Below are 25,349 nucleotides of genomic sequence, written 5' to 3' on the forward strand. Positions count from 1 at the left end.
CCCAACGTGGCATTGGGGACATGAAGCATCCGTGCCCGGGAGACGAAACGCGAGGGGTCAGAGGGTCACGAAGTCTTCGGTGACCGAGATGTCGTCCGAAGTGATCAGCGCGACGGCCGCCCGGTAGCCCTCGGCCGCTTTCAGGTCCGCGAGCCGGGTCCGTGCCGGGTCGAGTGCCTCGTGGCTCGACCGGACCAGCCGGGCCTGCTCGTCGTACCCGGAGAACGTGATGCTCTGCAGCGGGATCTTGAGGCCCTTCCCGGTGGCCTTCATGACGGCTTCCTTGCGCGTCCAGTACGTGAAGAACGCCGTCGCGCGCTGCTCGGCGGACAGCCCGGAGATCGCGGCCTGCTCGGCCGGGGTCAGCGCGTACTCCATGAGCGAGTCTTCGGCCCGCCTGGTGGCCGTCTCGACGTCGAGGCCGACCGCGGTCCCGGCGGTGGCCGCGACGCCGATGAGGTCGCCGGAATGCGAGATCGACAGCATCAGCGCCGCCCCCGGGACCCGGGGTCGGCCGTGCGGTTTGCCGCAGTCTTCGCAGGTCGCGTCGAAGCTCACGTCCTCGACTGCGAGACCGAGGCGCTCGGCGGCGACGGTCTTCGCCAGCACCCGGCCGGTCAGGAACCGGCGTTTGTCGATGTCCTGACGGTAGTTCTCGTACCGGCCCTGTTCGAGCTCGTCGAGCAGGGCCAGGAACCGGGGTTCAGCGGGCAGGGGCGCCGACCAGCGGACCGCACATTCGATCACGTCTCCTTCATACCCGATTCCGCACTGGCATCCTTCGAGTTTTCGTCGAGCAGCGTCGCCTCGTCGAACGGTGACTCGCCGTTCAGGGTCCGGTCCAGCTGCTCCCGGTCGATCTCGTTGGTCCAAGTGCCGATCAGGACGGTCGCGACGGCGTTGCCCGCGAAGTTCGTCAGCGCGCGGGCCTCGGACATGAACCGGTCGATGCCGACGATGAACCCGACCCCGTCCACCAGCTCCGGCCGGTGCGAGGACAGCCCGCCCGCCAGCGTCGCGAGCCCCGCGCCGGTGACCCCGGCCGCGCCCTTCGACGCGATGATCATGAACACCAGCAACGAGATCTGCTCGCCGATGGTCAGCGGTTTGTCGAGTGCGTCGGCGATGAAGATGGACGCCATGGTCAGGTAGATCGCGGTGCCGTCGAGGTTGAACGAGTACCCGGTCGGCACGGTGATGCCCACCACCGGCTTGGAGACGCCCGCGTGCTCCATCTTCGCGATCAGCCGCGGCAGCGCCGACTCCGAGGACGACGTCGAGAGGATCAGCAGGAACTCGCGGCCGAGGTACTTCAGCAGCTTGAAGATGCTGACCCTGGCGAACAGGCCGACGATCAGCCCGAGCACCACGAACACGAACAGCCCGCAGGTGATGTAGAAGCCGATCATGATCACCGCGAGGCTCTGGAGCGCCTTCCAGCCGGTCGCGCCGACGACGGCGGCGATCGCGCCGAACGCGCCGATCGGGGCCGCCCACATGATCATCGCCAGGATCCGGAACACGAGCCGCTGGATGTGCTCGATGCCGCGGCGGATCGGCTCGCCCTTCGTGCCCAGTTTCTGCAGCGCGAACCCGGCGAGCAGCGCGACCAGCAGCGTCTGCAGCACCTCGCCCTCGGTGAACGCCGAGACCAGCGTCTTCGGGATGATCCCGAGCAGGAACTCGACGGTGCCCTCGCTCTTGGCGATCTGTTCCTGGCCCTTTTCGGCGATCTCGGGGGTCAGGTGCAGGCCCGAGCCGGGCTGCAGGATGTTGCCGACGATCAGGCCGATGACCAGCGCGACCGTCGACATCACCAGGAAGTAGCCGATCGCGAGCCCGCCGACGCGGCCGACCTTCGCGGCCTTCGCCACCGAGCCGACGCCGAGCGCGATCGTGCAGAAGATGATCGGCGAGATCATCATCTTGATCAGGTTCACGAACCCGGTCCCGAGCGGCTTCAGTTCCTTGCCGACCTCGGGGAACAGGATGCCGACCGCGATGCCGAGCGCCACCGCCGCGATGACGGCGATGTAGAGGTAATGGGTCCGGTCCCGCTTCGCCGCGGGTGCCTGGGTGCTCATGGGTGCCCTTCGACGAGACGGGAACAGGTTGCGAAAACTTATGACAGTTTCTCGGCGAACGACAACCGAAGCGGTACGCTGAGCTAAGCGAGCGCTTAGTCAATGCCGAAGAGGAGCGGGCTGACCATGGATTTCTCTCTCAGCGTCGAGGAACGCGAGGTGCGCGACTGGGTCCGCACGTTCGTCCAGCGGGACCTGATGCCGCGCGAGCAGGAGGTGCTGCGCCGCGAACGCGCCGGGCAGCCGGGGCTCACCGGTGAGGAGCTGCGCGAGCTGCAGCTCAAGGCGAAGGAGTCCGGCTTCTGGGGCGTGCAGACGCCGGAGGAGTACGGCGGCATGGGCCTGTCCGCGGTGATGACCGCGCTGCTGGAGGCCGAACTCGGCCGCACGTTCGTGCCGTTCCGCTTCGGCGGCGCCGCGGACAACATCCTCTACTACGCCAACGACGAGCAGAAGGAGCGCTACCTGCTCCCGACGATCTCGGGCGAACGCAAGTCGTGCTTCGCGATCACCGAACCCGGCGCGGGCTCGGACGCCAAGGCCATCCGGACCTCCGCCCGCAAGGACGGCACCGACTGGGTCATCAACGGCGAGAAGACCTTCATCACCGGCGGCAACGAGGCCGACTTCGTGATGGTCTTCGCGATCACCGACCCCGAGAAGGGCGCGAACGGCGGCGTCACCTGCTTCCTCGTCGACCGCGACGCGGGCTGGAAGTCCGAATACATCGACACCATGGGCGAATGGGGTCCGGCGGCGCTGGTCTTCGAGGACGTCCGCGTGCCCGAGACACAGATCCTCGGCGAACTCGGCCACGGATTCGACCTGGCCATGCAGTGGATCGGCGCCGGCCGCTACCTGCTGCCCGCCCGCGCGATCGGCTCCTGCGAACGGCTGATCTCGATGGCCATCGAGCACGCCAACACGCGGGAGACGTTCGGGCAGAAGATCGCCGAGCGCCAGGCCATCCAGTGGATGATCGCGGACTCCGGCACCGAACTGGAGGCGCTGCGCTGGCTGGTGCTGCACGCCGCCTGGCAGGTCGACCAGAAGCTGGACTCGCGGCACGCCCAGTCGATGGCGAAGCTGTACGGCGGCGTGAAGGCGAACGAGATCGTCGACCGCGTCCTGCAGATCCACGGCGGAATGGGCTACACGCGGGAACTGCCGGTCGAGCGGTGGTACCGCGAACTGCGGCTGCTGCGGATCTACGAGGGCACCGACGAGATCCAGCGCCGGACCATCGCGCGCAACCTGCTCAAGGGGCACGTCAAGGTCGGCGGCACCCTGGGCTGAGGCCTGGCAGAGCGACGAAGGGGCCTTTCCCGGCGTTGTCCGCCCGGAAAGGCCCCTTCATCGTCGGCTCTAGTCTTCCTTCTGGTTCCGCATCGCGATCGGGACCCCGGCCAGGTCCTCCTCGTTGCAGAGAAGCTTCACGTCGTAGTACGGCGAACCCTTGCGGTCGTCGTAGTCGAGATGGACGGCCAGCACATCGACCGGTTCCCCGAGCCACTCCTGAGCCTGGCGTAGCCATGTCGCGCACCGTTCGAGGGCCGTGGGCAGGTCGTCGTCGCGGAAGCCCACCGGGCGGTAGGGGACGTCCTGCACCTGATCACGGGGGTTCGAAGGCACCGGCAACGCCGGCGAGAGACCCGAGTCGTCCAGTTCGAGTTGGATCGTTTGCTCAGTCACCCTTCGAGCGTCCCCCAGAGAAGCCGTCTGAGCAAGGCGTACAAGCCTAAAGTCGCCGCTAAACGGGCACTCGCCACACTCCCGAGACCACTTCACGGCAGTTTTGCAACGCGGTGACGTCGAGATGACGTTCACAGGCGAGCGCGCGCAGCGCCAGTTCCGCGTAATGCGAGGCCAGCTGATCAAGGGTGAGCGGTCCGCTCGGCGAATACCAGCGCGCGACCCCGCTGCACATCTCCACCAGTGCGAGCCGGGTGACCGAAGGCTGCCCGGTATGGAAGACGCCGGCCGCGACACCGTCTTCGATGGCGTCCGCCCAGAGCTTTTCGTAGGCGTCGCGCAGCCCCACCACGCCCGCCCTGGCGGCGGGGGTGAGCGCGTGCACCTCGTTGTCCACCACGCGGGTGTCGTCCGGCTGGATGGCGTGCGCGAGGACATGCAGCGCCACCAGGGATCCGAGCCGGGACACGGGATCGGTGAGCCCGGCGGTCGCTCGCTCGGCCGCGTCGAGCAGCCGCCGCAGCGATTCGTTCATGATGGCCACCAGGAGATCCTCTTTGGTGCCCATGTAGTGGTAGAGGCTGGCGGACGAAAGCTCCGCCTCCTGCGCCAGATCCCGGATCCCGGTGCCGTGGAAACCTTTGGCGGCGAACAGTTTCACCGCCGCCTGCCGGACTCTTTCCTTGGTGTTCAGAGCCATGATTCGGTGGTCCTGTCCCAAGATCCGGCGCGGAGGTCTTCCGCTTTCTTCAGCTCGCCTTTGGCGACCCGTTCCGACGGTGTCATCGGCAGTTCCGCCGCGAAAGCCCAGAACCGCGGAATCTTGAAATAGGCCAGTTTCGCCGCGCAGAACTCCGCCAGTTCGGCCGGTTCGCAGCGGTGGCCCTCGTTTTCGTCGAGGACGAGGTACGCCTTGACCTCCTCGCCGCGGATCTCGTCCGGCACCGCGACGACGGCGGCGAGCTTGACCGCCGGATGCAGCTGCAGTGCCCGCTCGACCTCGTCGGCGGAGATGTTCTCGCCGCTGCGCCGGATCATGTCCTTGGTGCGGCCCACGTAGTACACGCGGCCCTGGTCGTCCATTGTGGCCAGATCGCCGGTGTGGAACCAGCCGCCGTCGAACGCGCGCCTGGTCGCTTCGACGTCGTCGTGGTAGCCGTGCATCAGGCCGACCCCGCGGATCAGCAGCTCGCCGGTTTCCCCGCGTGGCAGCGGTTTCCCGGCCGCGTCCGCGATCATCACCTCACGCGTGGGGGCGGGCCTGCCGAGGCAGCCGGTGCCGACGGTCTCTTCGTGATCCGCCGGGTACATCCGGATGTCGCCACCGGTCTCGGTCATGCCGAAGGCCTCGTACCACGGCGCGCCCCAGCGCGCTTCGAGCGCGGCGTGCAGGTCACGCGGGATGGCCGACGCGCAGATCGCGCGGACCTGATGTGCCTTGTCCAGCTCGCTTTCCGGCTGGCGCAGCAGGAGGGTGGGCATCAGGCCGAGGCAGTAGAACCAGGTGACGCCGTGCTCGCGGATCTTCGCCCAGAACGTGGACGGGTGGAAGCGGTCGAGCACCACCAGCGTCGCGCCGCCCGCGAGGCCCAGCGCGACGTTCCACTGTGGATCGATGTAGTGGAACGGCTGCGCGGTCAGGATGACGTCGTCCGCGCCGACGGCGGGGAAATCCGTCGCCAGGCTGATCGCCAGCGTCGTCCAGTACCGGTTCGGCAGCACGCAGCCCTTGGGGGCGCCCGTGGTGCCGGAGGTGTACTGGATGTTGATCGGGCGTTCGGCCTCGCTTCCGAAAGCCGGGGTGCCGCCGGGGTCGGTGAGTTCGCCCGGCGTGAGCACGCGTTCCAGCGAGGTCTCCGGTGCGATCTTGGTCAGCAGCTCCAGGAATTCTTCGGCCGCGACGGCGAACCTGGCGCCGGAATGCCGGAGCACGTGGGCGCCGTCGAATTCGCGGTACCCGGTGTTGACCGGGACGAGCACGCCGCCGATCTTGGCCAGTGCCAGCCACAGCAACGGGAATTCGGGCTGGTTGCGCAGCATCACCGCGACCCGGTCGCCCGGCTGGACGCCGAGGTCCAGCAGCGCGCGGGCGAACTCCGTGCTGCGCGCGTCGACTTCGGCGAACGTGAAGCTCTCACCGGTGGAGTCGAAGATCCACGCCGTCTTGTCCGGCCAGAGCGAGGCGGCCCTGGTGGTCAGCCCGAGGAGGGTGTCGATCCCGGCGAGCGAGGTCATGTCCGGCTCCGGAAGGCCTCGGCCGACGCGGCGACCTCGGCGGAGTGCTCGGTGATCAGCGCGTGGCTGACCTCCAGTTCGAGCGCGGCGTCGAGCGAGCTGTCGATGCCGGAATCGAGGGCGCGTTTGGCCATCGTGGCCGCGGCCGCCGGATGGGCGGCGATCTTGGCCGCCCAGGCGAGCGCGGTGTCCATCAGGTCGTCGACGGGCAGGGCGGCGTTGACCAGGCCGAGTTCGTGCGCCTCGGCGCCGCTCACGCGTTCGCCGAGCAGTAGGAGTTCCTTGGCCTTCAGCGGGCCGACCAGCAGCGGCAGCAGCCGGGACGCGGCGCCCGTGACGCTCAGCCCGAGCGAGACCTCGGGGAAGGCGAAGACCGCGTCGTCGGCGGCGAGGATCAGGTCGCAGCCCATCGCGAACTCGGCGCCCGCGCCGATCGCGTAGCCGTGGACCGCGGCGATGACAGGCTGGCGGAGGCCGCGAAGGCGGCGTGTCACGTCCTGTAGCCGGTCGAGCCTCGGGCGTGAATCACCCTCCGGGGTGGGCTCCTTGAGGTCGTGACCGGCGCAGAACGCGCGGCCCCGGCCCGCGAGCACGACGGCGCGCGCGTCCGACTTGGCGGCCGCGTCCAGGGCCTCCAGCAGGTCGTCGACCAGTTCGGCGACCACCGCGTTGAGCCGTTCGGGGCGGTTCAGCCAGATCACTGCGATGCCGTCGTCGAGTGCGTAGTCCACGGTGCTCATGACGCCGAGCCTAGACGACCGATCGATCGATCGATAGGGTCGAATCCATGCGGGTCGACACGGTTTACGAGAACGCCCGGTTCCTCACTGGCACGGGGGAATCCGTAGCGCTGGCGGCACTGAACGGCCGAATTGTGGCGTTGGGCCATGACGCGGCCGCGCTTTCCGCGAAGAAGCGCGTCGACCTCGGCGGTTCGGTGGTGGTGCCCGGTTTCCACGACGCGCACAACCACATGGCCTGGTTCGGCATGGCGCTCGACGACGTCGCGCTGTCGGACTGCCGCAGCGTCGAGGAGGTTTACGACGCCGTCGCGCGGCGCGCGGCCGAGATCCCGCCGGGCGGTTGGATCATCGGCAGCGGCTACGACCAGAACAAGCTCGTGGGCGGCCATCCGACGCGGCAGGGGCTCGACCGCGCCGCCCCCGGGCATCTCGTGCGGCTCAAGCACACGTCCGGGCACATGACCGTGGTCAACTCCGCCGTCCTTGAGCGGCTGGACCTGGGGAACGTGCCGGTGGGCGGTGACGTCGTCCGCGATGAGGACGGCTCACCGACCGGCCTGCTGCGGGAGCAGGCCCAGCTCCTGCTGCGGCCGCTGACCTATCCGACGCCGGTCGAGCGGGTCGTCCGCGGGCTGGACAGGGCGAGCGAGCGCTACCTGGCCGAGGGCATCACGAGCGTCCAGGAGGCCGGGATCGGCGGGGGCCTCGTGGGGGAGACCCCCGCCGAACTGGCCGCGTACCAGGTCGCGCGTGATCGCGGGGTGCTGCGCGTGCGGAGCACGGTGATGGTCGCGGCGAGTGTGCTCCACGACCTCGACGCCGGGGCGGGCTTCGGACTCGACCTGGGGATGCGCACCGGCTTCGGCGACGAATGGCTGCGGATCGGCGCGATGAAGCTGTTCGCCGACGGCTCGCTGATCGGCCGGACCTGCGCGATGCACGAGCCGTTCGCGGGCGAACCGGACAACGTCGGCTACTTCCAGGTGCCCGAGGACGAGATCGCGAGGACGATCGCCGCCGCGCACCAGGCCGGCTGGCAGATCGCGACGCACGCCATCGGCGACCGCGCGATCACCGTCGTCCTCGACGCCTACGAGGCCGCGCTGAAGGCCACCCCACGCCCCGATCACCGGCACCGCATCGAGCACTGCGCGGTGCTGCGGCCCGAGGAGCTGAAGCGGCTGGCGTCGCTGGGGCTGATCGCGTCACCGCAGGGCCGGTTCGTCAACGAGATCGGCGACGGGATGCGTGCCGCGCTCGGCCCCGAGCGCGAGCCGTGGTGCTACCGGCTCAAGAGCCTGCTCGACGCGGGATGCGTGCTCCCCGCCAGCTCCGACCGCCCGGTCGTCGAAGGCGCGCCGCTGCTCGCGCTGGCCGACATGGTGCGGCGGAAGACCGCGTCCGGGGTCGTGCTGGGTCCCGATGAGCGGCTCACGCCCACCGAAGCCTTGCGCGCGTACACCTACGGTTCCGCGTACGCCGCTTTCGCCGAGAAGGACCTGGGCACGCTGGAGATCGGCAAGCTCGCGGACTTCGCCGTCCTCTCGGCCGACCCGACCGACGAGTCCACTTTGGATGCGATCCACGTCGTCGCCACCGCCGTCGGCGGCGACCTCGTCTACGAACGGAGCGGAGACTGATGCCGGTACGGGACGCCGTCGCGGACGACATCGAGGAGATCTGCGCGCTCATCGAGGAGCACGCGGTCTACGAGGACAAACACGATCTGAAGCTGGACCGCCGGGAGATGGCCGGGTTCCTCTTCGGACCCGATCCGAAGGCGTGGGTGGTGCTCGCCACCCCGCCGGACGAACCGGGCAAGGTGGCGGGCTTCGCTTTCTGCAGCTGGAACTTCTCCACCTGGGAGGCCAGGCCGGGGATCTGGCTCGACGACCTCTTCGTGCGCCCGGAACACCGCCGGTACGGCCTCGGGCGCGAGCTGCTCGACGAGCTGAGCGCGCGGACTCCCGGGCGGGTCGAATGGGACATGCAGGAGGGCAACGAGAAGGGCGAGGCGTTCTACGCCCAGCTCGGCGCCGACCCCGTCCCCGGCTGGATCCGGTACCGCTGGCGACCGCACGCTGGGTGAGCCGCGGCCAAGCGGCAAGCCGTAAACTCGCACCCATGGGTGAAGGGGCGAACCGCAGGTCGTCGTCGGTGGAGGACTACGTCCGGGTGATCTACGGGCTGGTGGAGCGCGGTGAGGCCGTCACCAACACGTCACTGGCCGGACGGCTGGAGGTCAGCCCGTCCTCGGCGTCCGGCATGGTCACCAAGCTGTCGCAGCTGGGGCTGGTCGCGCACGTCCCGTACCGCGGGATCGAACTGACCACCGAGGGCAGGCAGCTCGCCCGTTCGGTGCTCCGGCGCCACCGGCTGATCGAGACGTACCTCGTGTCCGAACTCGGCTACACCTGGGACGAGGTGCACGCCGAGGCCGACGCGCTCGAACACGCGGTGTCGGACAGGCTCGTCGAGCGGATCGCGGCGAAGCTCGGCAACCCGGTCCGCGACCCGCACGGCGACCCGATCCCCGCGCCCGACGGCAGCGTCGAGGAGATGCCGATGCGCATCCTCGACGACCTCCCGCCCGGCGCGGTCGGCGAGATCGTCCGCGTCTGGGACACCGACCCGGAACTCCTGCGCTACCTCACCGAGCACTCGATCGGCCTCGGCGAACGGATCGAGGTCGTCGAGCGCCAGCCGTTCGGCGGCCCGATGGTGGTCAAGGTCGGCTCGCCGCCGGACGCGGCGACGCACGCCATCGGCAAGGAGATCGCGCAGGCACTGTCGGTCGCGCTGCGCTGACCCGCGACCGGCGTGCCTCGCGTGTCCACTGTGGACACCTACCGGACGGACGGCACGCGTGGTGGGAATTTTCCCTACGTCTCTGCATAATTCGAATTCCGCGCAGGTCACCCACATGCCGTGCGGATGAGTGATCTAAGGCCCTTCCGATCATGTGTTCCCGCGCCTAGGCTGCGCTATTCCGGGTGGCTAAGCGAGCGTGCGAAGGCGATGACGATGACCGGTCAGCGGACACACACCATCGACCGGGGGGTGGCGGAAGGACGTGAACTCAGGCGGCTGCTGGAGACCGGGCCGTTCGCGGACGCCCTCAGGGCGGCGATCAGGGCGAGGGGTCTCGGTCTCGACCGGATCCGGTACCGGCTGCGAGGGCGGGGGTGCTCGGTCAGTCTCGCGACACTGAGCCACTGGCAGTCCGGCCGCTGCCGTCCGGAACGGCCGGAATCCCTGCTGGTACTGAAGAATCTCGAGGAGATACTCGGGGTTCCACCGGAGTCGTTGTCGCGGCTTCTCGGGCCGCCACGCGGACGGGCGGCCCGGTGTACGGTGCCCGGCGAGGGCCTGGTGACGCAGCGAGGCCGGGACACGGGAACGTAGAGGAGAGCCGGTGCGGGCGGTCGTCTTCGAGGAGTTCGGCGTACTGCCCGAGGTGCGCGAGGTGCCGGATCCGGTCGCGCCGCCGGGCGGGGTGGTGATCGCCGTCGAGGCGACCGGGGTGTGTCGCAGCGACTGGCACTCCTGGCAGGGGCACGACACGTCGGTGACGCTGCCGCACGTCGCCGGGCACGAGCTCGCCGGCCGGATCGCGTCGCTCGGCGAGGGCGTCCGCGGCTGGTCGGCGGGTGACCGGGTGACGGTGCCGTTCGTCTGCGCGTGCGGCACCTGTGCCCAGTGCGCGGCGGGTGACCAGCAGATCTGCGACCGCGAGTTCCAGCCGGGCGCGACCCACTGGGGCTCGTTCGCCGAGTACGTCGCTCTCGAGAACGCCGAGGTCAACCTCGTGGCGCTGCCGGACTCGCTGTCCTCGGCCGAGGCGGCGGCGCTGGGCTGCCGGTTCGGGACGGCGTTCCGGGCGGTGCTGCGCCAAGGCGGGGTCCGGCCCGGTCAGCAGGTCGCGGTCCACGGCTGCGGTGGCGTCGGTGCCTCGGCGATCCTGCTGGCGGTCGCGGCCGGCGCGTCGGTCGTCGCGGTGGATCCGTCTCCGCGGGCCAGGGCGCTGGCGACGCGGATGGGGGCCGCCCTGGTCGTCGATCCGTCCACGTTCGAAGGCCACGAGGCCGTCGCTCTGCACGTCCGGGAGCTGACCGGCGGCGGCGCGCACGTCTCCCTCGACTGCCTCGGCTCGCCGTCCACCTGCGCGGCGTCGATCGGCAGCCTCCGGAAGCGGGGACGGCACGTCCAGGCCGGGCTGATGCCGCCCGCGCAGGGCATCGCGCCGATCCCGATGCACCGGGTGATCGGCGGGGAACTGGAGATCGTCGGCATCCACGGGCTGCAAGCGCACGAGTACCCCGAGATGCTGCGGGTGGTGGAGACCGCCGGAATCGACCTGGAGGCCATGATCGGCAAGCGCGTCGGCCTCGACGACGTCCCGGCGGTGCTGGCGGCGATGAACGACCCTGTCCCGGCCCAGGCCGGGGTGACGGTGGTCGAACTCGCGCGGTAACCGGGTGCACGCATTGTGGTCAACCCGCCGATCGGACTAATCCGAAAGGTGGTTTCTCCCGGCCGGTTGTGGAAGGTTTCTTCGCTGTGACAGTCAGGGCTGCTCCGTCCCGTCCGCGGTTGGCCGAGCGCGTGCTGCGACGGTTCGCCGCGGCCGGTGTCCTCGTGCGGGGCCACCGGATCATCGGCGCGCGCCCTGGCAAACTCGACCCGTGGACGCGCTGATCCCTCGCCCGCGCGCCGAAGTCGCGCCCGGTGCCGTGCATGTGCCCGACTGGCTCGACCTCGACGCGCAACGCCGCCTGGTCGAAGCCTGCCGAAGCTGGCGTGGTTACCGGCGGACGCGGCTGCCGAACGGCGGCGTCATGTCGGTGCGGACGGTCTGTCTCGGCTGGCACTGGTACCCGTACCGGTACTCGAAGGTGACCGACGACGGCTCGCCGGTGCTCCCGTTCCCTTCGTGGCTGGGCGATCTCGGTCGGCGGGCCGTTCTCGACGCCTATGGGTCTTCGTCGTACGAGCCGGACATCGCGCTGGTGAACTTCTACGACTCCGCCGCGAAGATGGGGATGCACCAAGACAAGGACGAGGCCTCGCTGGAGCCCGTCGTGTCGCTGAGCCTCGGGGACGCGTGCGTCTTCCGGTTCGGGAACACGTCGGATCGCGGGCGGCCGTACACGGATGTCGATCTGCGGTCGGGGGATCTGTTCGTGTTCGGCGGGGAGTCGCGGCTGGCCTTCCACGGGGTGCCGCGGGTGTCGCCGGGGACCGCGGATCCCGAGCTGGGGTTGGCGGGGCGGTTGAACATCACGCTGCGGGTCTCGGGATTTCCACGCAATTAGCCGACCGAATGCGTTACGGAACAGGCCCTCAGACGAGCCGGAACCGCACTTGCTGCCCCGGCCGCACCTGGGCGGCCAGATCCAGATCCGCTTCCTCCACGACCGCGATCACCGGATAGCCCCCGGTCACCGGATGGTCGGCGAGGAACAGGATCGGCTGCCCCGAAGGAGGAACCTGCACCGCGCCGGGCACGGCGGCCTCGGGCGGCAGCTCGCCGTCCCGAGCCCGCGACAGCACGGGCCCATCGAGTCGTACGCCCACCCGATCGACATCGGCGGTGGCGGCATAACCAGAGGAGACCAAAGTGGACAGTGCTTCGGGAACGAACCACGGGACCCGGGGGCCCGGGGTGACCCGCAGGACCGGCACGTCGGCCAAGGGGGCACGAGGAGCGAGATCCACGCCGGGGTGGGCCAGTATCGGCCGCCCGACCGGCAAGGTCATCCCGGCGGACAGCGCGGGCGGGCCGAGCTTGCCGAGGGTGTCCGTCGCCCGCGCGCCCAGTACAGGAGAGACGTCGATGCCGCCACGAACCGCGACGTAGCACCGCAAACCTCGGGAGGCCGTGCCGAGAACGAGTTCGTCGCCGGGGTCCACCGAGATCGGCGAGTCGGGGCCCGCCGCCCGTGCGCCGACGGTGATCGAGCACGGCGCGCCGGTGACGGCGACGGTCGCCGGGGCGGAGAACCGCAGGACGAGGCCGCCCAGCACGCACTCCAGGGCGGCGTGGCCCTCGGGGTTCCCGACCAGCCGGTTCGCCAGCCGCAGCGAACCGCGGTCGGCGGCACCGGACCGGCCGACGCCGATCGCGGCCAGGCCGGGGCGCCCGAGGTCCTGCACGGTGGCGAAGACCCCGGGACGGACCACTTCGATCTTCGCGGTCATGAAGTGAACCGGATCCGCGTACCCGGCGCGAGGAGGTTCGGCGGGTCGCGTTCGACGTCCCACACCGGCAGCGCGGTCCGCCCGATCAGCTGCCAGCCGCCGGGCGAGACGTTCGGGTACACCGCCGTGTACTCGCCCGCGATCGCGACCGACCCGGCGGGCACCCGGGTGCGCGGGCTCGTCCGGCGCGGCAGGTGCAGCGCGGGGTCGAGTCCGGTCAGGTAGGCGAAACCCGGGGCGAAGCCGCAGAACGCCGACACATAGGTCCCGTCCTCGTGCCGCCGGACGACCGCTTCCGCCGACATGCCGGTGGCCGCGGCGACGTCGGCCAGGTCCGGACCGTCGTAGCGCACCGGCACGACGATCTCGGCGGCTTCGCGCGGCGCGACGTCCACTGTGGACCGATCGAGGACGTCGCCGGCGAGCCGGTCGTGATGGGTCCGGCCCGGGTCGAACCGGATGAGCAGGGTCCGCGCGGCCGGAACCAGTTCGACGACGCCGTCCGGCGGGTCCTGCGTCAGTGACGCGTGCAGCCCGAGCACCTCCGACGAGTCGTCGAAGTCGACCATGGCCGCACGCGCCCCGTAGGGCAGCACCCGCATCACGCGGCCCCGAGGAAGGATCCGATGTGGACACCGGACGCGCTGAGCCCCGCGCGGATCCGCCGCGCCAGTTCGACGGCGCCGGGTGTGTCACCGTGCACGCACAGCGAATGCGGCCGCAGGGCCAGTTCCGTTCCGTCGACGGCGACGACCTTGCCGGTGGCCGCCATCGCGACCGCCCGCTCGGCCACCTCGTCGGCGTCGTGGAGCACGGCACCCGGCAGTTTCCGGGAGACCAGAAGGCCTTCAGGCGTGTAGGCGCGGTCCGCGAACGCCTCGGCGTACGCGGGGAACCCGGCTTTTTCGGCTTGCCCGGCCATTTCCGACCCCGGCGGGCACAGCAGCGCGAGCTCGGGGTGGAACCGCCGGATGCCCTCGACCACGGCGCCCGCCTGCTCCGGATCCACCGCGGCCGTGTTGTACAGCGCCCCGTGCGGTTTGACGTACCGCACCCGTGTCCCCGCCGCGCGGGCGAACGCGTCGAGCGCGCCGATCTGGTAGAGCACGTCGTCGGCCAGGTCGGCGGGGGCGACGTCCATCGCCCGCCGCCCGAAGCCCGCCAGGTCCCGGTAGGCGACGTGGGCGCCGATGACGACGCCCCGCTCCGCCGCGCGTTCGCAGACGCGCCGCATCACCGACGGGTCACCGGCGTGGAAACCGCACGCGACGTTCGCGCTGGTGACGATGTCGAGCATGGCGTCGTCGTCGCCCATCTTCCAGGCGCCGAAACCTTCACCGAGGTCGCTGTTGAGATCGATGCCGTTGAGATCCATCAGGCCACCCTGAACTCACTGTCGAGTTTGTCGGTCACGAACATGTAGCCCGGCGCGTGCGTGATCGCGAACGGCGGCCGCGAGGCCATCAGCGCCGCCTGCGGGGTCACGCCGCACGCCCAGAACACCGGTACGTCACCGGGTTTCGCGTCGACCGGGTCCCCGAAATCGGGCTTGCCGAGATCAGTGATGCCGAGCGCGGCGGGGTCGCCGATGTGCACGGGAGCGCCGTGCACGGCGGGCATCCCGCGGGTGACGCGCACGGCGTCGTCGATGCGGCATTCGGGGATCTGCCGCATCGAGACCACCATCGGCCCGTGCAGCCGCCCGGCCGGGACGCATTCGCGGTCCGTCACGTACATCGCCACGTTGCGGCCCTGGTCGACGTGCCGCAGCGGGATGCCTTCCGCGGCCAGCGCGGCTTCGAAGGTGAAGCTGCACCCGATCGAGAACGCGACCATGTCGCTGCGCCACAACCCGCTCGCGTCCGGGATCTCGCCGGACAGCGCGCCGTTCTGCCAGACGCGGTAGCGCGGCAGGTCGGTGCGCAGGTCCGCGCCGGGCGCCAGCCGCGTCGACAGGTCGCCGGGATCGCTGACGTCGAGCACCGGGCAGGGCTGTGGGTTCCGCTGGCAGAACAGCAGGACGTCGTAGGCCCAGTCCTCGGGGACGGCGATCAGGTTGGTCTGGGTGAACCCGTTCGCCCAGCCGGTGGTCGGGCGGGCCGTGCCCGCGCGGAACAGGGCGCGGGCCTCGCCGGGGGACAACGTCGCCGGTTCGTCGAAAGTGGTCATCGCGGTGCCTCCTCTTCCGATTGTCGTCACAGGAGTTCGCGGCCGCGAGTCTCGGGCAGGCCGAGCAGCGCCAGCACGGCGATGCCGTAGCCGACCGCGCCGAACACCATCGCGCCGCCGGCGCCGAGGAAACCGACCACGGCGGGGAAGGTCGCGCCGATGGCCCGGCCGAGGTTGTAGGTGAAGCCCTGGCCGGTCCCGCGCAGCGCCGACGGGTACAGCTCCGCGAGGAACGCCCCGAACCCGCTGAAGATCGCGGACATCGAGAACCCGAGCGGGAAGCCGAGGAACAGCACGAGCGTGTTCGCGCCCGCCGGGATCTGCGTGTAGGCGACGATGAGGCCCGCGGACAGCACCGAGAACAGCAGGAACGTTTTCTTGCGGCCCAAGAGATCCGTGAGATAGCCGCCGGTGACGTAGCCGATGAAGGCGCCGGAGATCAGGAACGCGAGATAGCCGCCGGTCCCGATGACGGTGAGGCCACGGGTGGTCTTCAGGTAGCTCGGCAGCCAGGTCGCGAGCGTGTAGTAGCCGCCCTGGACACCGGTGGCGAGCAGCGCGGCGAAGAACGTCGTGCGCAGCAGGTCCGGCTTGAAGATGCCCGCGAGCGAACCGCGTTCCTTCTTGGTGGCGCGGGCCGCTTCCGCGACGGGCGCGTCCTGGACGTTGCGGCGGACCCACAGCACCAGCAGCGCGGGGATGACGCCGGTCCAGAACATGACGCGCCAGGCGATGTCCGGGCTGAACAGACTGAAGACCACGGTGTAGACGACGACCGACAGCGCCCAGCCGACCGCCCACGCGCTCTGCACGAAGGCGACCGTCCGGCCGCGGTACTTCGCCTGCGAGTACTCCGCCACCAGCGCGGCACCGGCGGCCCACTCGCCACCGAAACCGAGACCCTGCAGGGCGCGGAAGATCAGGAGTGTCTCGAAGTTCGGCGCGAACCCGCAGAGCACGGTGAAGACCGTGTACATCGCGATGGTGATCTGGAGGGTGCGCACGCGGCCGATGCGGTCGGCGAGCACTCCCGCGCCGATGCCGCCGATCGCGGAGACGACGAGCGTCGTCGTGCCGAGCAGGCCGGCCTCGCCGCCGGAGAGGCCGTAGTAGGCGGTGATCGCGGCCAGGCCCAGAGGCAGGGTCTGGTAGTCGAACGAGTCGAGCCCGTACCCGCCGAACGCGCCGACGAAGGCCCGGCGGCCTCGCGAACCGAGCGTGCGGAACCAGGCGAAGGGGCGTGTGTCTTCGGTAGTGGCTGTCGCGTTCATCGGCACCTCCAGAGGGTGAATCTGATCGTGGCACGGGTCACATGGATAGCCACTGTAGGTATTGTTCAACAATTCCACAAGAGGATCCCTGGCTTGACCTCTTGTGCATAGGTAGGATCGGTCACGTGACGATCGCGGAGGGTGGTCCTGGATCGGTGCGAGGACTCGAAGCGGACCGGGACATGATCAGCCGCACCAGCACCGCCGAGCGGGTCGCGGGTGTTCTCCGCACGCGCATCGCGGAAGGCTTCTTCCTGCCCGGCGTGCGGCTCTCGGAGCACGACATCGGCTCGGCGCTCGGCGTCTCCCGCAACACGCTGCGCGAGGCGTTCCGGCTGCTCACGCACGAACGGCTGCTCACCCACGAGCTCAACCGCGGCGTCTTCGTGCGGATGCTCTCCGTCGAGGACGTCGTCGACCTCTACAAGGTGCGCAAGGTCGTCGAGTGCTCCGCGGTGCGGGCGGTGACGGAGAAGCCGCCGGCGTTCGCCAAACTCGCGCGGATGGTCGAGGACGGCAGGCTCGCCGAACGGAGTGAGCGCTGGCAGGACCTCGGCACCGCGAACATCCGGTTCCATTCGGTGATCGCGGAACTCAGCGGCAGCGAGCGGATCGACGAGCTGATGCGCGGCATACTGGCCGAACTACGGCTGGTCTTCCACATGATGGCCGACCCGCGGCGCTTCCACGAGCCTTATCTCAAGCGCAACGCGGAGATCCTCGAACGCCTGGAGATCGGCGACGGCATGGGCGCCGAGAAGCTGCTCGCGCAGTACCTCACCGACGCCGAAACCCAGCTCGTCGAGGCCTACGCCGAACGCGCCCAATGACGCGTTTCGTCCTCTGAACGCTGTAGTCGGCGATACGAACTACCGCATCCAGAGGACTGAATGCCGTAGTCCGTAGTCCGGACTACCTGTGTCGGCGAGGGTTGATCGCGACTCGCTATCCACAAGGGACACTCCGAGTCGCGCGGGTGCCCGGTTGTCGGGGCGTGCGAGCGACTGAACACGCCACCTTTGCCTTACACCTGCCTTGCGGCCCGATAGAACCCGAATAGCCCACTCGCGAACACCTTGGACCAGAGCGCTCCGGTGCCGCATGCCTGGACACGCGCACCGACCCGGCACGACCGCGCGAAGTGCGCGAACCGGGCGCTGTCATTCCAGGAGCTGTGTCTTCTGTGGACAGTCGCGGGCATGTCGCGAAAGCTGTCCTCGCGACATGCCCGGACCCAGGAGTGGAGGCGCGTCATTGTCGCGCCGACTTGACTCGCATTCAGAGGACGAAACGCGTGGGGTGCCTACGGCGTGGTCCACTTCTGGTTCGCGCCACCGCCGCAGGTCCAGATCTGGAGCCTGGTCCCGTTCGCCGAGCTGTTCCCGGTGGCGTCGAGACATTTGTTCGCCTGCGGGTTCACGATGTCGCGCGCGCCGCTGATCGCCCACTTCTGCGCGCCGGATCCGTTGCAGCCCCACAGTTGCACGGCCGTGCCGTCCGCGGTGCCGCCGCCGGAGACGTCCAGGCACTTGCCCAGCGCGCGGATCGTGCCGTCGCTCCCGATGGTCCAGTTCTGCGCGGCGTTGCCGTTGCAGTCGGTGATCTGGATCGGGGTGCCGTCGGCGCTGTTCGCGGCGGCGACGTCGACGCATTTGCCGCCGATGCCGGTGATCCGCCCGGTCTTCCCGGCGGTGTCGCTGGAGTTGACGTGCACGTAGTCGACGACGAGACGCTGCGGGAAGACGGTGCTGGAGTTCGGGTCACCCGGCCAGTAACCGCCGACGGCGAGGTTCAGGATCAGGTAGAAGGGGTGGTCGAAGACCCAGCGATTGCCGTTGAGGTCGGCGGGGGTGCGGGTCTGGTAGAGGTTCCCGTCCACGTACCACTTGATCTGGTTCGGCGCCCAGTCGACGGCGTAGGTGTGGAAGTCGTCGGAGAAGTTCGGGCCGTTGTAACCCGCGCCGATGCCGCCCGCGCCGGAGTAGCCGGGGCCGTGGATGGTGCCGTGCACCGTGTTCGGCTCGAAGCCGACGTTCTCCATGATGTCGATCTCGCCGCTGTTGGGCCAGCCGACGTTGCCGATGTCGGCGCCGAGCATCCAGAACGCGGGCCACATCCCCTGGCCGCGCGGCAGTTTCATCCGCGCTTCGAACCGGCCGTAGGTCTGGGTGAACTGACCCTGCGTGGACAGCCGGGCCGAGGTGTACTCGCAGCGCCCGTACCAGCAGTTGTAGTTGCCCGGGTTCTCCTTCTTGGCGGTGATGACGAGGTTGCCCTGGCCGTCGAGCGCCGCGTTGTTCGTGCCGGACGTGTACCACTGCCGCTCGTGGTTGTTCACGTTGTCGCCGGTCTCGAAATGCCACTTCGAGCCGTCGATCCCGGCGCCGGCGGGACCGTTGAAGTCGTCGGTGAACGTCGCGGCCATGACCGCGGCGTCGGAGACCGGGGCGGCGGAAGCGGGGGCTTGAGCCGTGGCCGGGAGTGAGCCGAGCAGGACGCCGGCGGCTAGAAGCGCGGCCCAGCGAAAGCGGGAGGAGATGGACATCGTTGTCGCCTCTCTGACCGTTGGGGACCCCGCGCGGGAGGGGACGCGGGCGAACGGAAGGCGCACGGCGGAACCACTTTGTTGCGCCTGACAACAAAGTATGCATGGTCTTTACCACCGCGACAAGGTGTCCGGTGACCTATTCTTCAAACCTCGAATTAAGGCTCAGGCGGCCGTCCCGCGCTTGGACCCGGCCGTCCGCGGGTCCGCGCCCTGGTCCAGCAGGGCGGCGACCGGGAGGGTGGCGGCTCCTATGGCGACGGCATCCGGCCCGAGCTGTCCGAGTTCGAGCTCGGTCTGGTCGAACACGTGCGCGAGCGCGTGCTCGCCCGCCACGCGCCGGATCTCGGGCAGGTACTCCTCGCCGAGCGCGAGCCCGGCCCAGCCGCCCAGCACGATCCGCTCCGGGTTGAACAGGTTGATCAGGTTGCCGATCCCGGCGCCGAGGTAACCCGCCGTCTCCTCCAGCACCTTGGCCGCGGCCTTGGACTTGCCCGCCGACTCCAGCAGTGCGGCGAACTGCGTCTGCTCGTCCTCGTCCGGCGCGGTCTTTCCCCCGCGCGCCTTGCGATAGCGGGCGAGAACGCCCTCCGCGCCGACGTAGGACTCCAGGCAGCCACGCGATCCGCAGCGGCATTCCTGCCCGCCGTAGACGATCGTCGTGTGGCCCCATTCGCCCGCGCTGCTGGTGGAACCCCGGTAGGTGGTGCCGTCGGTGACCACGGCCGCGCCGACCCCGGACCCGATCAGGACGATCACCGCGTGTCGCGCGCCGCGACCGGCGCCGAACCACATTTCGCCCTGGCCCTGGGTTTTCGCGCCGTTGTCGACGAACAGCGGCAGCCCGACACCCTCCGCGCGCAGGAGATCGGTCAGCGGGACCTCTTTCCAGCCGATGGTGGGCGCGTGCACGCGGAGCGCCCTGCCCTGTTCGACGCCGCCCTGTTCGACGGTGCCGGGAACGCCGACGCCGACGCCGAGCACGGTCGCTTCGTCGATCCCGGATTCCGTGATCACCTCCCGGATCCCGGACGCCACCTGCGTGACGGCGGCGGCCGCGTCCGGCCGGGGCGAGGCCAGGGGGTGTTCGACGGTGGCGAGCCGGTTCATCGCGAGGTCGAACAGTTCGACCTTCACCCCGGTCTCGCCGATGTCGACGCCGGCGACATGGCCGTACGCCGGGTCGACGCGGAGCAGGACACGTGGCCTGCCGCCGTCGGATTCGACCAGCCCGGCTTCGGTGATGAGGCGTTCTTCGCCGAGTTCGGCGGTCACGTTGCTGACCGTCGCGGCGCTCAATCCGGTCAGACCGCTCAATTCGTGGCGGCTGAGAGGGCCGTCGAAGTAGAGTTTCGACAGCAGGAGGGAACGGTTGTGCCGCCGCAGGTCACGGACGGTGGTGCGCTTGGCAGGCATGCGGATACCCATCTTATGGCGGCGGACCTTTCCAGGATGCCCCACGACCTTAGCCTCCGCCATGTATTAACTGGTGAAATAAGGCGGCGAGCCGGGAGGAAGGGGGGTCATGACCGGGGAGGACGACCTCATCGGCACCCTGCCGTCCGGCTTCCGGTGGGGGGTCGGCAGCTCGGCCCACCAGATCGAAGGCGCGGTCGCCGAAGACGGACGAACACCGTCCATTTGGGACACGTACGCCCAGTCGTCGTGGTCGGTCGACAACGGTGACACCGGCGAGATCGCCTGCGACCACTACCACCGGATGCCCGCCGACGTCGCGCTGGTGAAGGAACTCGGCGTCGACACCTACCGCTTCTCCGTGTCCTGGTCCCGGGTGCAGCCGCGCGGGCGCGGCGGCGTCAACCCCGCCGGGATCGCGTTCTACGACAGGCTCGTCGACGAACTGCTCAACAACGGCATCGATCCGTGGCTGACGCTCTACCACTGGGATCTGCCGCAGCACCTCGAAGACGCGGGTGGCTGGCCCGCGCGTGACACGGCTGTCCGGTTCGCGGATTACGCGATGCTCGTGTTCGAGCGGTTGAGCGACCGCGTCCGCCACTGGACCACGCTGAGCGAGCCGTGGTGCACCGCCATGCACGGATACGTCCACGGGGTGATGGCGCCCGGCCGACGGGACCCGGCGGCCGGGATGGCGGCGGCGCATCACCTGCTGCTCGGCCACGGCCTCGCCGTGCGGCGGATGCGGGAACTCGCGCCGTCCGGGACGAAGTTCGGCATCACGCTCAACCTGAGCACCGCCGATCCGGCCACCCCCAGTGAGGCCGACCGCGAGGCCGCGCGGTTCGAGGACGGGCTCGGGACGCGGTTCTACCTCGACGCGCTCGTGCACGGCCGGTATCCGGAGGACGTCCTCGAGACCCTCGCGCGGCAGGGCATCCGGCTGCCGTCCGAGCCGTGGGACCCGTCGATCATCGCCGCGCCGCTCGACTTCCTCGGCGTCGACTACTACTTCGGCTCGCGGTACTCCGGGGTGGAGGAGAACGGGAACGCGGTGGAGCATTTCGGGATGCCCGCGTTCCGCAAGGTCCCGTTCGGGGCGCCGTCGACGGTGCTGGGGTGGGAGATCCTGCCGCACAAGCTCACCGAACTGCTGGTCCGGATCAGCCGGGATTATCCCGGTTTGCCGCTTTACGTCACCGAAAACGGCGCCGCGTTCGCCGACGTCCCCGACGAGACCGGATTCGTCCGCGACGACGACCGCGCCGCGTACCTGTCCGCGCACATCGCCGCGACCGCCGCCGCGCGGCGGGCGGGCGCGGACGTCCGCGGCTACTTCGCCTGGTCCTTTTTGGACAGTTTCGAATGGTCCTACGGGTACGCCAAACGGCTCGGCCTGGTCCGGGTCGACCGCGAGACACAGGCGCGGACGATCAAGCAGAGCGGGCTGGCCTACCGCGACATCGTCGAGCGGGTCAAGAAGTCAGCGAACGGGCGATGATCGTCCGCTGCACCTCGGACGCGCCCTCGTAGATCCGCGGCGCCCGGACCTCGCGGTAGAGGTGTTCGAGCAGGTGCCCGCGCCGCAGCGCCCGCGCCCCGTGGATCTGCACGGCCGAGTCGACGACGTACTGGGCCGTCTCGGTGGCGAACAGTTTCGCCATCGCGGCGCGGCCGGCGAGGTTCCGCTCGCCCGCGTCGTAGGCGGCGGCCGCGGCGTAGACGAGCAGGCGCGACGCCTCGGTGCGGGTCGCCATCTCGGCGAGGGTGTGCGCCACGGTCTGCTGCCGCAGTAACGGTCCGCCGAACGCGATCCGGGACTGAGCGTGGGCGACGGCGGCGTCGAGCGCGGCCTGCGCCATCCCGACGGCGAACGCGCCGACGCTCGGCCGGAACAGGTCCAGTGTCCGCATGGCGACGCCGAAACCGCGGTCCTGCTCGCCGAGCAGCTCCTCCCGCTCGACCCGGACGCCGTCGAACACCAGGGTGCCGATCGGATGCGGGCTGACCAGGTCGAGATGCTCGCCCGAAAGCCCGGCGCGGTCGGCTGGGACGACGAAGGCGGAGACCCCGCGCGAGCCCGCTTCCTTGGTGGTCCGGGCGAAAACGCTGTAGAAGTCGGCCTCGGGGGCGTTGGAGATCCACATCTTCTCGCCGGTCAGGCGCCAGCCGTCGCCGTCGGGCTCGGCGGAGAGTTCCAGCGCCGCCGCGTCCGATCCCGCGTTCGGTTCGGTGAGCGCGAAAGCGGCGACGGCGTCACCGGCGGCCACGGCGGGCACCCACTTCGAGACCTGCGAGTCCTGTCCGGATTGCAGGACCGGATACGTGCCGAGCCCCTGCAGCGCCAGCGCCGTCTCGGCTTCGGTGCTCTGGCTGGCGAGGGATTCCCGCAGGATGCAGAGATCCGTCGCGGCGGCCTCCCGGCTCGGGCTGCCGCTCTCGACGCCGGGGAAGAGCCGGGAGAGCAGGCCGAGCGCGCCCATTTCCTTGAGCAGCGGCCGGTTCACCTCGCCCTCGGTGCCGGATTCGGCCAGCGGGCGGAGTTTCTCGGCGCCCAGCAGCCGGACCTCGGCGGCGAAGGCCTGCTGTTCCGGGCTCAGTGCGAAGGCGGTCATCGGTCGCTCCCAGGTCGCCAGCGGGCGTGCGCGGTACCGGGTTCCCCCGAGCGCAGCAGTTCCAGCCGTGGTTTCGGCCCGTCGGTGCGGCCGCCCTGTGGCTTCCGGCTGCCCGCCGCGAACTGCTTCGGCCACGGCATCGGATAGCCCTGTTCGGCGGCGGCGTGCAGTGTCCACTGTGGATCGTAAAGGTGGGTCCGGCCGAGCGCGCAGAGATCCGCGCGGCCCGCCAGGATCAGCGAGTTGACGTCGTCGTAGGAGGAGATCGCGCCGACGGCGATCACCGCGATCCCGTACTCGCGCCCGATCTCGTTGCGGATCCTGTCCGCGTACGGCGTCTGGTAGCTGCGGCCGTACTCGGGCTTCTCCTCGCTGACGACCTGGCCGGTCGAGACGTCGATGCCGTCCGCGCCGTGCTCGGCGAACGCGCGGGCGATCTCGACGGCCTCGTCGACGTCGATCCCGCCTTCGTGCCAGTCGGTCGCGGAGATGCGGACCGTCATCGGCCGGTCCTTGGGCCACGCGGCGCGGACGGCGTCGAAGACTTCGAGCGGGAAACGCAGCCGGTTCTCCAGGGAGCCGCCGTAGGAGTCGGTGCGCCGGTTGGTCAGCGGTGACAGGAACGAAGACAGCAGGTAGCCGTGCGCGCAGTGGAGTTCGAGCAGATCGAACCCGGCGCGCGCGGCGGCACCGGCGGACCGCGCGAACTGCTCGCGGATCTCGGCCAGCTCGGGAACGGTCAGTTCGCGCGGGGTCTGGTTCGCTTCGGCGTACGGAAGCGCGGACGGGGCACAGATCTCCCAGTTGCCCTCCGGCAACGGCTGGTCGATGCCGTCCCACATGAGTTTCGTCGAGCCCTTGCGCCCGGAATGACCGAGCTGGACGCCGATCCGCGCGGGCGTGTGACCGTGGACGAAGTCGGTGACCCTGGCCCAGGCCCGTTCCTGTTCGCCGGTGTACAGGCCGCCGCAACCCGGGGTGATCCGGCCGGACTCGGAGACGCAGACCATCTCCGTCATCACCAGCCCGGCGCCGCCGAGTGCCTTGCCGCCCAGGTGCACCAGGTGGAAATCGGTCGGGACGCCGTCCTCGGCGGAGTACATGTCCATCGGCGAGACGACGATCCGGTTCGCCAGGTCCAGGTTCCCGATCCGGAACGGCTGGAACATCGGCGGCCGGACCTCACCATCCACAGTGGACGCCAACCAGCCGTCCAGCTCGGCGGTGAACTCGGGATCGCGCAGCCGGAGGTTGTCGTAGGTGACGCGGCGGCTTCGGGTGAGGATGTTGAACGCGAACTGCGCCGGGTCCTGATGGGTGTACTGACCCATGTTCTCGAACCATTCCAGGCTCGCCTGGGCGGCGCGCTGGGTCGAGGTGACGACGGGGCGGCGTTCGGCTTCGTACGCCTCCAGCGCACTGTCCATATCGGACTGTTCGTGCAGGCAGGCGGCGAGCGCGAGCGCGTCCTCCATGGCGAGTTTCGTGCCGGAACCGATGGAGAAGTGCGCGGTGTGCGCGGCGTCGCCGAGCAGGACGACGTTCTCGTGCCGCCAGCTCGCGCAGCGCACGGTCGCGAACGCGGTCCACTTCGAGTTGTTGGCGAACACCTGGTGCTCGCCGAGGACGTCCGCGCAGAGTTCGCGGATGACCTCGATCGACTTCTCGTCGCTCTCACCCGGCGCGAGCGAGGTCGCGGCGATGTCGCCGAACGCGCGCTGCCAGACGTCCTCGTGCAGTTCGAGGATGAACGTGCTCGCCTTGTCGCTGTACGGGTAGCCGTGGATCTGCATGATCCCGTGCGGGGTTTCGAGGACGTGGAACTTGAAGGCGTCGAAGACGAGATCCGTGCCGAGCCAGATGTACTTGCAGCGACGGGTCTGCAGGGACGGCCGGAAACTCCCGGCGAGGGCGTTCCGGGTCGGCGAGTTGACGCCGTCCGCCGCGACGACGAGGTCGTACTCGGCGCTCGCTTCGGCCGCGCTCGGCGCCTCGGTGTGGAAACGCACGTCGACGCCGAGTTCCGCGCAGCGTTCCTGGAGGATGCCGAGCAGCCGTTTGCGGCTCATCGCGGCGAACCCGTGCCCGCCCGAGGTGTGCACCGTGCCGCGGAAGTGGACGTCGATGTCGTCCCAGCGCGCGAACTCCCGCCGCATGGCCGCGTGGATCACCGGATCGGCGTGCTCGATCCCGCCGAGGGTCTCGTCGGAGAACACCACCCCGAACCCGAAGGTGTCGTCGGGCGCGTTGCGCTCCCAGACGGTGATCTCGTGATCGGGATGGAGCTGTTTCGCCAGCGTGGCGAAGTAGAGCCCCGCCGGGCCGCCGCCTAACACCGCGATACGCACGTCGCTCAGGGTATGTCGCGGTATGTA

25 protein-coding genes are annotated in these 25,349 nt (G+C 69.7%); 10 read left to right on the top strand and 15 right to left on the bottom strand.

Annotated elements, in window-relative coordinates:
• Positions 1-57 precede the first annotated feature (57 nt).
• A complete protein-coding gene (locus tag B0293_RS02350; RefSeq protein WP_005155961.1) occupies positions 58-747 on the bottom strand; it encodes a 4'-phosphopantetheinyl transferase family protein in 690 nt (229 codons plus the stop codon).
• Positions 744-2,084, bottom strand: a complete 1,341-nt coding sequence (locus B0293_RS02355) for a C4-dicarboxylate transporter DctA (protein ID WP_005155960.1) — start codon at positions 2,082-2,084, stop codon at positions 744-746. Before B0293_RS02355 ends, B0293_RS02350 begins: the two co-directional genes overlap by 4 nt.
• A gap of 126 nt (positions 2,085-2,210) precedes the next feature.
• On the opposite strand from B0293_RS02355, the gene B0293_RS02360 reads away from it, so the two are divergent.
• Complete coding sequence (locus B0293_RS02360) at positions 2,211-3,380, top strand: acyl-CoA dehydrogenase family protein (RefSeq protein WP_005155959.1); 1,170 nt, start codon at positions 2,211-2,213, stop codon at positions 3,378-3,380.
• Positions 3,381-3,449: 69 nt separating this feature from the next.
• On the opposite strand, the gene B0293_RS02365 is transcribed toward B0293_RS02360, so the two are convergent.
• Genes B0293_RS02365 through B0293_RS02380 form a run of 4 tightly spaced genes read right to left on the bottom strand, consistent with a single transcriptional unit; the run spans position 3,450 to position 6,751 of the window.
• Complete coding sequence (locus B0293_RS02365; protein WP_005155958.1) at positions 3,450-3,776, bottom strand: hypothetical protein; 327 nt, start codon at positions 3,774-3,776, stop codon at positions 3,450-3,452.
• A 58-nt stretch (positions 3,777-3,834) separates the two neighbouring features.
• Positions 3,835-4,476 carry a TetR/AcrR family transcriptional regulator gene (locus B0293_RS02370; RefSeq protein WP_005155957.1) on the bottom strand — a complete coding sequence of 214 codons (642 nt, stop codon included), beginning with the start codon at positions 4,474-4,476 and terminating at the stop codon, positions 3,835-3,837.
• Positions 4,467-6,011, bottom strand: coding sequence for an AMP-binding protein (locus tag B0293_RS02375; protein ID WP_005155956.1), 1,545 nt, complete (start codon positions 6,009-6,011; stop codon positions 4,467-4,469). Before B0293_RS02375 ends, B0293_RS02370 begins: the two co-directional genes overlap by 10 nt.
• Complete coding sequence (locus B0293_RS02380) at positions 6,008-6,751, bottom strand: enoyl-CoA hydratase/isomerase family protein (protein ID WP_039917500.1); 744 nt, start codon at positions 6,749-6,751, stop codon at positions 6,008-6,010. The genes B0293_RS02375 and B0293_RS02380 overlap by 4 nt, the downstream gene beginning before the upstream one ends.
• 47 nt (positions 6,752-6,798) lie before the next feature.
• Here B0293_RS02380 and B0293_RS02385 point away from each other — a divergent pair, with 47 nt between their 5' ends.
• The 7 genes from B0293_RS02385 (at position 6,799) to B0293_RS02410 (ending at position 12,069) form a co-directional block, all read left to right on the top strand.
• The gene (locus tag B0293_RS02385) at positions 6,799-8,394 is read left to right on the top strand and encodes an amidohydrolase (protein WP_039917497.1); all 1,596 of its coding nucleotides are present in this window, start codon (positions 6,799-6,801) and stop codon (positions 8,392-8,394) included.
• Entirely contained in the window at positions 8,394-8,843 is a 450-nt protein-coding gene (locus B0293_RS02390; RefSeq protein ID WP_005155952.1) for a GNAT family N-acetyltransferase, read from the top strand. Before B0293_RS02385 ends, B0293_RS02390 begins: the two co-directional genes overlap by 1 nt.
• Positions 8,844-8,878: 35 nt before the next feature.
• Positions 8,879-9,562 carry a metal-dependent transcriptional regulator gene (locus B0293_RS02395; protein WP_020631721.1) on the top strand — a complete coding sequence of 228 codons (684 nt, stop codon included), beginning with the start codon at positions 8,879-8,881 and terminating at the stop codon, positions 9,560-9,562.
• Between the two features lie 210 nt (positions 9,563-9,772).
• Positions 9,773-10,159 carry a hypothetical protein gene (locus B0293_RS02400; RefSeq protein WP_005155949.1) on the top strand — a complete coding sequence of 129 codons (387 nt, stop codon included), beginning with the start codon at positions 9,773-9,775 and terminating at the stop codon, positions 10,157-10,159.
• A 10-nt stretch (positions 10,160-10,169) separates the two neighbouring features.
• Positions 10,170-11,228 (top strand): zinc-dependent alcohol dehydrogenase family protein, encoded by a 1,059-nt coding sequence (locus B0293_RS02405; protein ID WP_005155948.1) that lies wholly within the window; start codon positions 10,170-10,172, stop codon positions 11,226-11,228.
• Between the two features lie 86 nt (positions 11,229-11,314).
• On the top strand, positions 11,315-11,452 hold the full coding sequence (locus tag B0293_RS43640; RefSeq protein WP_005155946.1) for a hypothetical protein: 138 nt from the start codon (positions 11,315-11,317) through the stop codon (positions 11,450-11,452).
• Entirely contained in the window at positions 11,440-12,069 is a 630-nt protein-coding gene (locus B0293_RS02410; protein ID WP_039917493.1) for an alpha-ketoglutarate-dependent dioxygenase AlkB family protein, read from the top strand. The genes B0293_RS43640 and B0293_RS02410 overlap by 13 nt, the downstream gene beginning before the upstream one ends.
• Before the next feature lie 28 nt (positions 12,070-12,097).
• Here the strand turns inward: B0293_RS02410 and B0293_RS02415 are convergent, their stop codons facing one another.
• Genes B0293_RS02415 through B0293_RS02435 form a run of 5 tightly spaced genes read right to left on the bottom strand, consistent with a single transcriptional unit; the run spans position 12,098 to position 16,395 of the window.
• Positions 12,098-12,955, bottom strand: coding sequence for a 5-oxoprolinase subunit C family protein (locus B0293_RS02415; protein WP_005155944.1), 858 nt, complete (start codon positions 12,953-12,955; stop codon positions 12,098-12,100).
• Complete coding sequence (locus B0293_RS02420; RefSeq protein ID WP_039917491.1) at positions 12,952-13,557, bottom strand: 5-oxoprolinase subunit B family protein; 606 nt, start codon at positions 13,555-13,557, stop codon at positions 12,952-12,954. Before B0293_RS02420 ends, B0293_RS02415 begins: the two co-directional genes overlap by 4 nt.
• Positions 13,557-14,315 carry a LamB/YcsF family protein gene (locus B0293_RS02425; protein ID WP_039917585.1) on the bottom strand — a complete coding sequence of 253 codons (759 nt, stop codon included), beginning with the start codon at positions 14,313-14,315 and terminating at the stop codon, positions 13,557-13,559. Before B0293_RS02425 ends, B0293_RS02420 begins: the two co-directional genes overlap by 1 nt.
• A 14-nt stretch (positions 14,316-14,329) precedes the next feature.
• On the bottom strand, positions 14,330-15,124 hold the full coding sequence (locus tag B0293_RS02430; protein WP_005155940.1) for a putative hydro-lyase: 795 nt from the start codon (positions 15,122-15,124) through the stop codon (positions 14,330-14,332).
• A gap of 26 nt (positions 15,125-15,150) precedes the next feature.
• Positions 15,151-16,395 carry an MFS transporter gene (locus tag B0293_RS02435; protein ID WP_005155939.1) on the bottom strand — a complete coding sequence of 415 codons (1,245 nt, stop codon included), beginning with the start codon at positions 16,393-16,395 and terminating at the stop codon, positions 15,151-15,153.
• Positions 16,396-16,577: 182 nt separating this feature from the next.
• Here B0293_RS02435 and B0293_RS02440 point away from each other — a divergent pair, with 182 nt between their 5' ends.
• On the top strand, positions 16,578-17,225 hold the full coding sequence (locus tag B0293_RS02440; protein ID WP_052014425.1) for a GntR family transcriptional regulator: 648 nt from the start codon (positions 16,578-16,580) through the stop codon (positions 17,223-17,225).
• 473 nt (positions 17,226-17,698) lie between these two features.
• On the opposite strand, the gene B0293_RS02445 is transcribed toward B0293_RS02440, so the two are convergent.
• Together B0293_RS02445 and B0293_RS02450 are read right to left on the bottom strand one after the other, a co-directional pair.
• Complete coding sequence (locus B0293_RS02445; RefSeq protein WP_005155937.1) at positions 17,699-18,940, bottom strand: glycoside hydrolase family 16 protein; 1,242 nt, start codon at positions 18,938-18,940, stop codon at positions 17,699-17,701.
• A 165-nt stretch (positions 18,941-19,105) separates the two neighbouring features.
• Positions 19,106-20,368: an ROK family protein gene (locus tag B0293_RS02450; RefSeq protein ID WP_005155936.1), complete on the bottom strand. Its 1,263-nt coding sequence runs from the start codon at positions 20,366-20,368 to the stop codon at positions 19,106-19,108.
• 97 nt (positions 20,369-20,465) lie between these two features.
• Between B0293_RS02450 and B0293_RS02455 the strand changes: the two genes are divergently transcribed.
• A complete protein-coding gene (locus tag B0293_RS02455; RefSeq protein ID WP_005155935.1) occupies positions 20,466-21,860 on the top strand; it encodes a GH1 family beta-glucosidase in 1,395 nt (464 codons plus the stop codon).
• Here B0293_RS02455 and B0293_RS02460 read toward each other — a convergent pair.
• Both B0293_RS02460 and B0293_RS02465 read right to left on the bottom strand, forming a co-directional pair.
• A complete protein-coding gene (locus B0293_RS02460; protein WP_005155934.1) occupies positions 21,835-22,974 on the bottom strand; it encodes an acyl-CoA dehydrogenase family protein in 1,140 nt (379 codons plus the stop codon). The genes B0293_RS02455 and B0293_RS02460 overlap by 26 nt on opposite strands.
• On the bottom strand, positions 22,971-25,322 hold the full coding sequence (locus B0293_RS02465; protein ID WP_039917486.1) for a bifunctional salicylyl-CoA 5-hydroxylase/oxidoreductase: 2,352 nt from the start codon (positions 25,320-25,322) through the stop codon (positions 22,971-22,973). Before B0293_RS02465 ends, B0293_RS02460 begins: the two co-directional genes overlap by 4 nt.
• Between the last annotated feature and the right edge of the window lie 27 nt (positions 25,323-25,349).

This window comes from Amycolatopsis azurea DSM 43854 (assembly GCF_001995215.1).
GTDB classification, from domain to species: domain Bacteria; phylum Actinomycetota; class Actinomycetes; order Mycobacteriales; family Pseudonocardiaceae; genus Amycolatopsis; species Amycolatopsis azurea.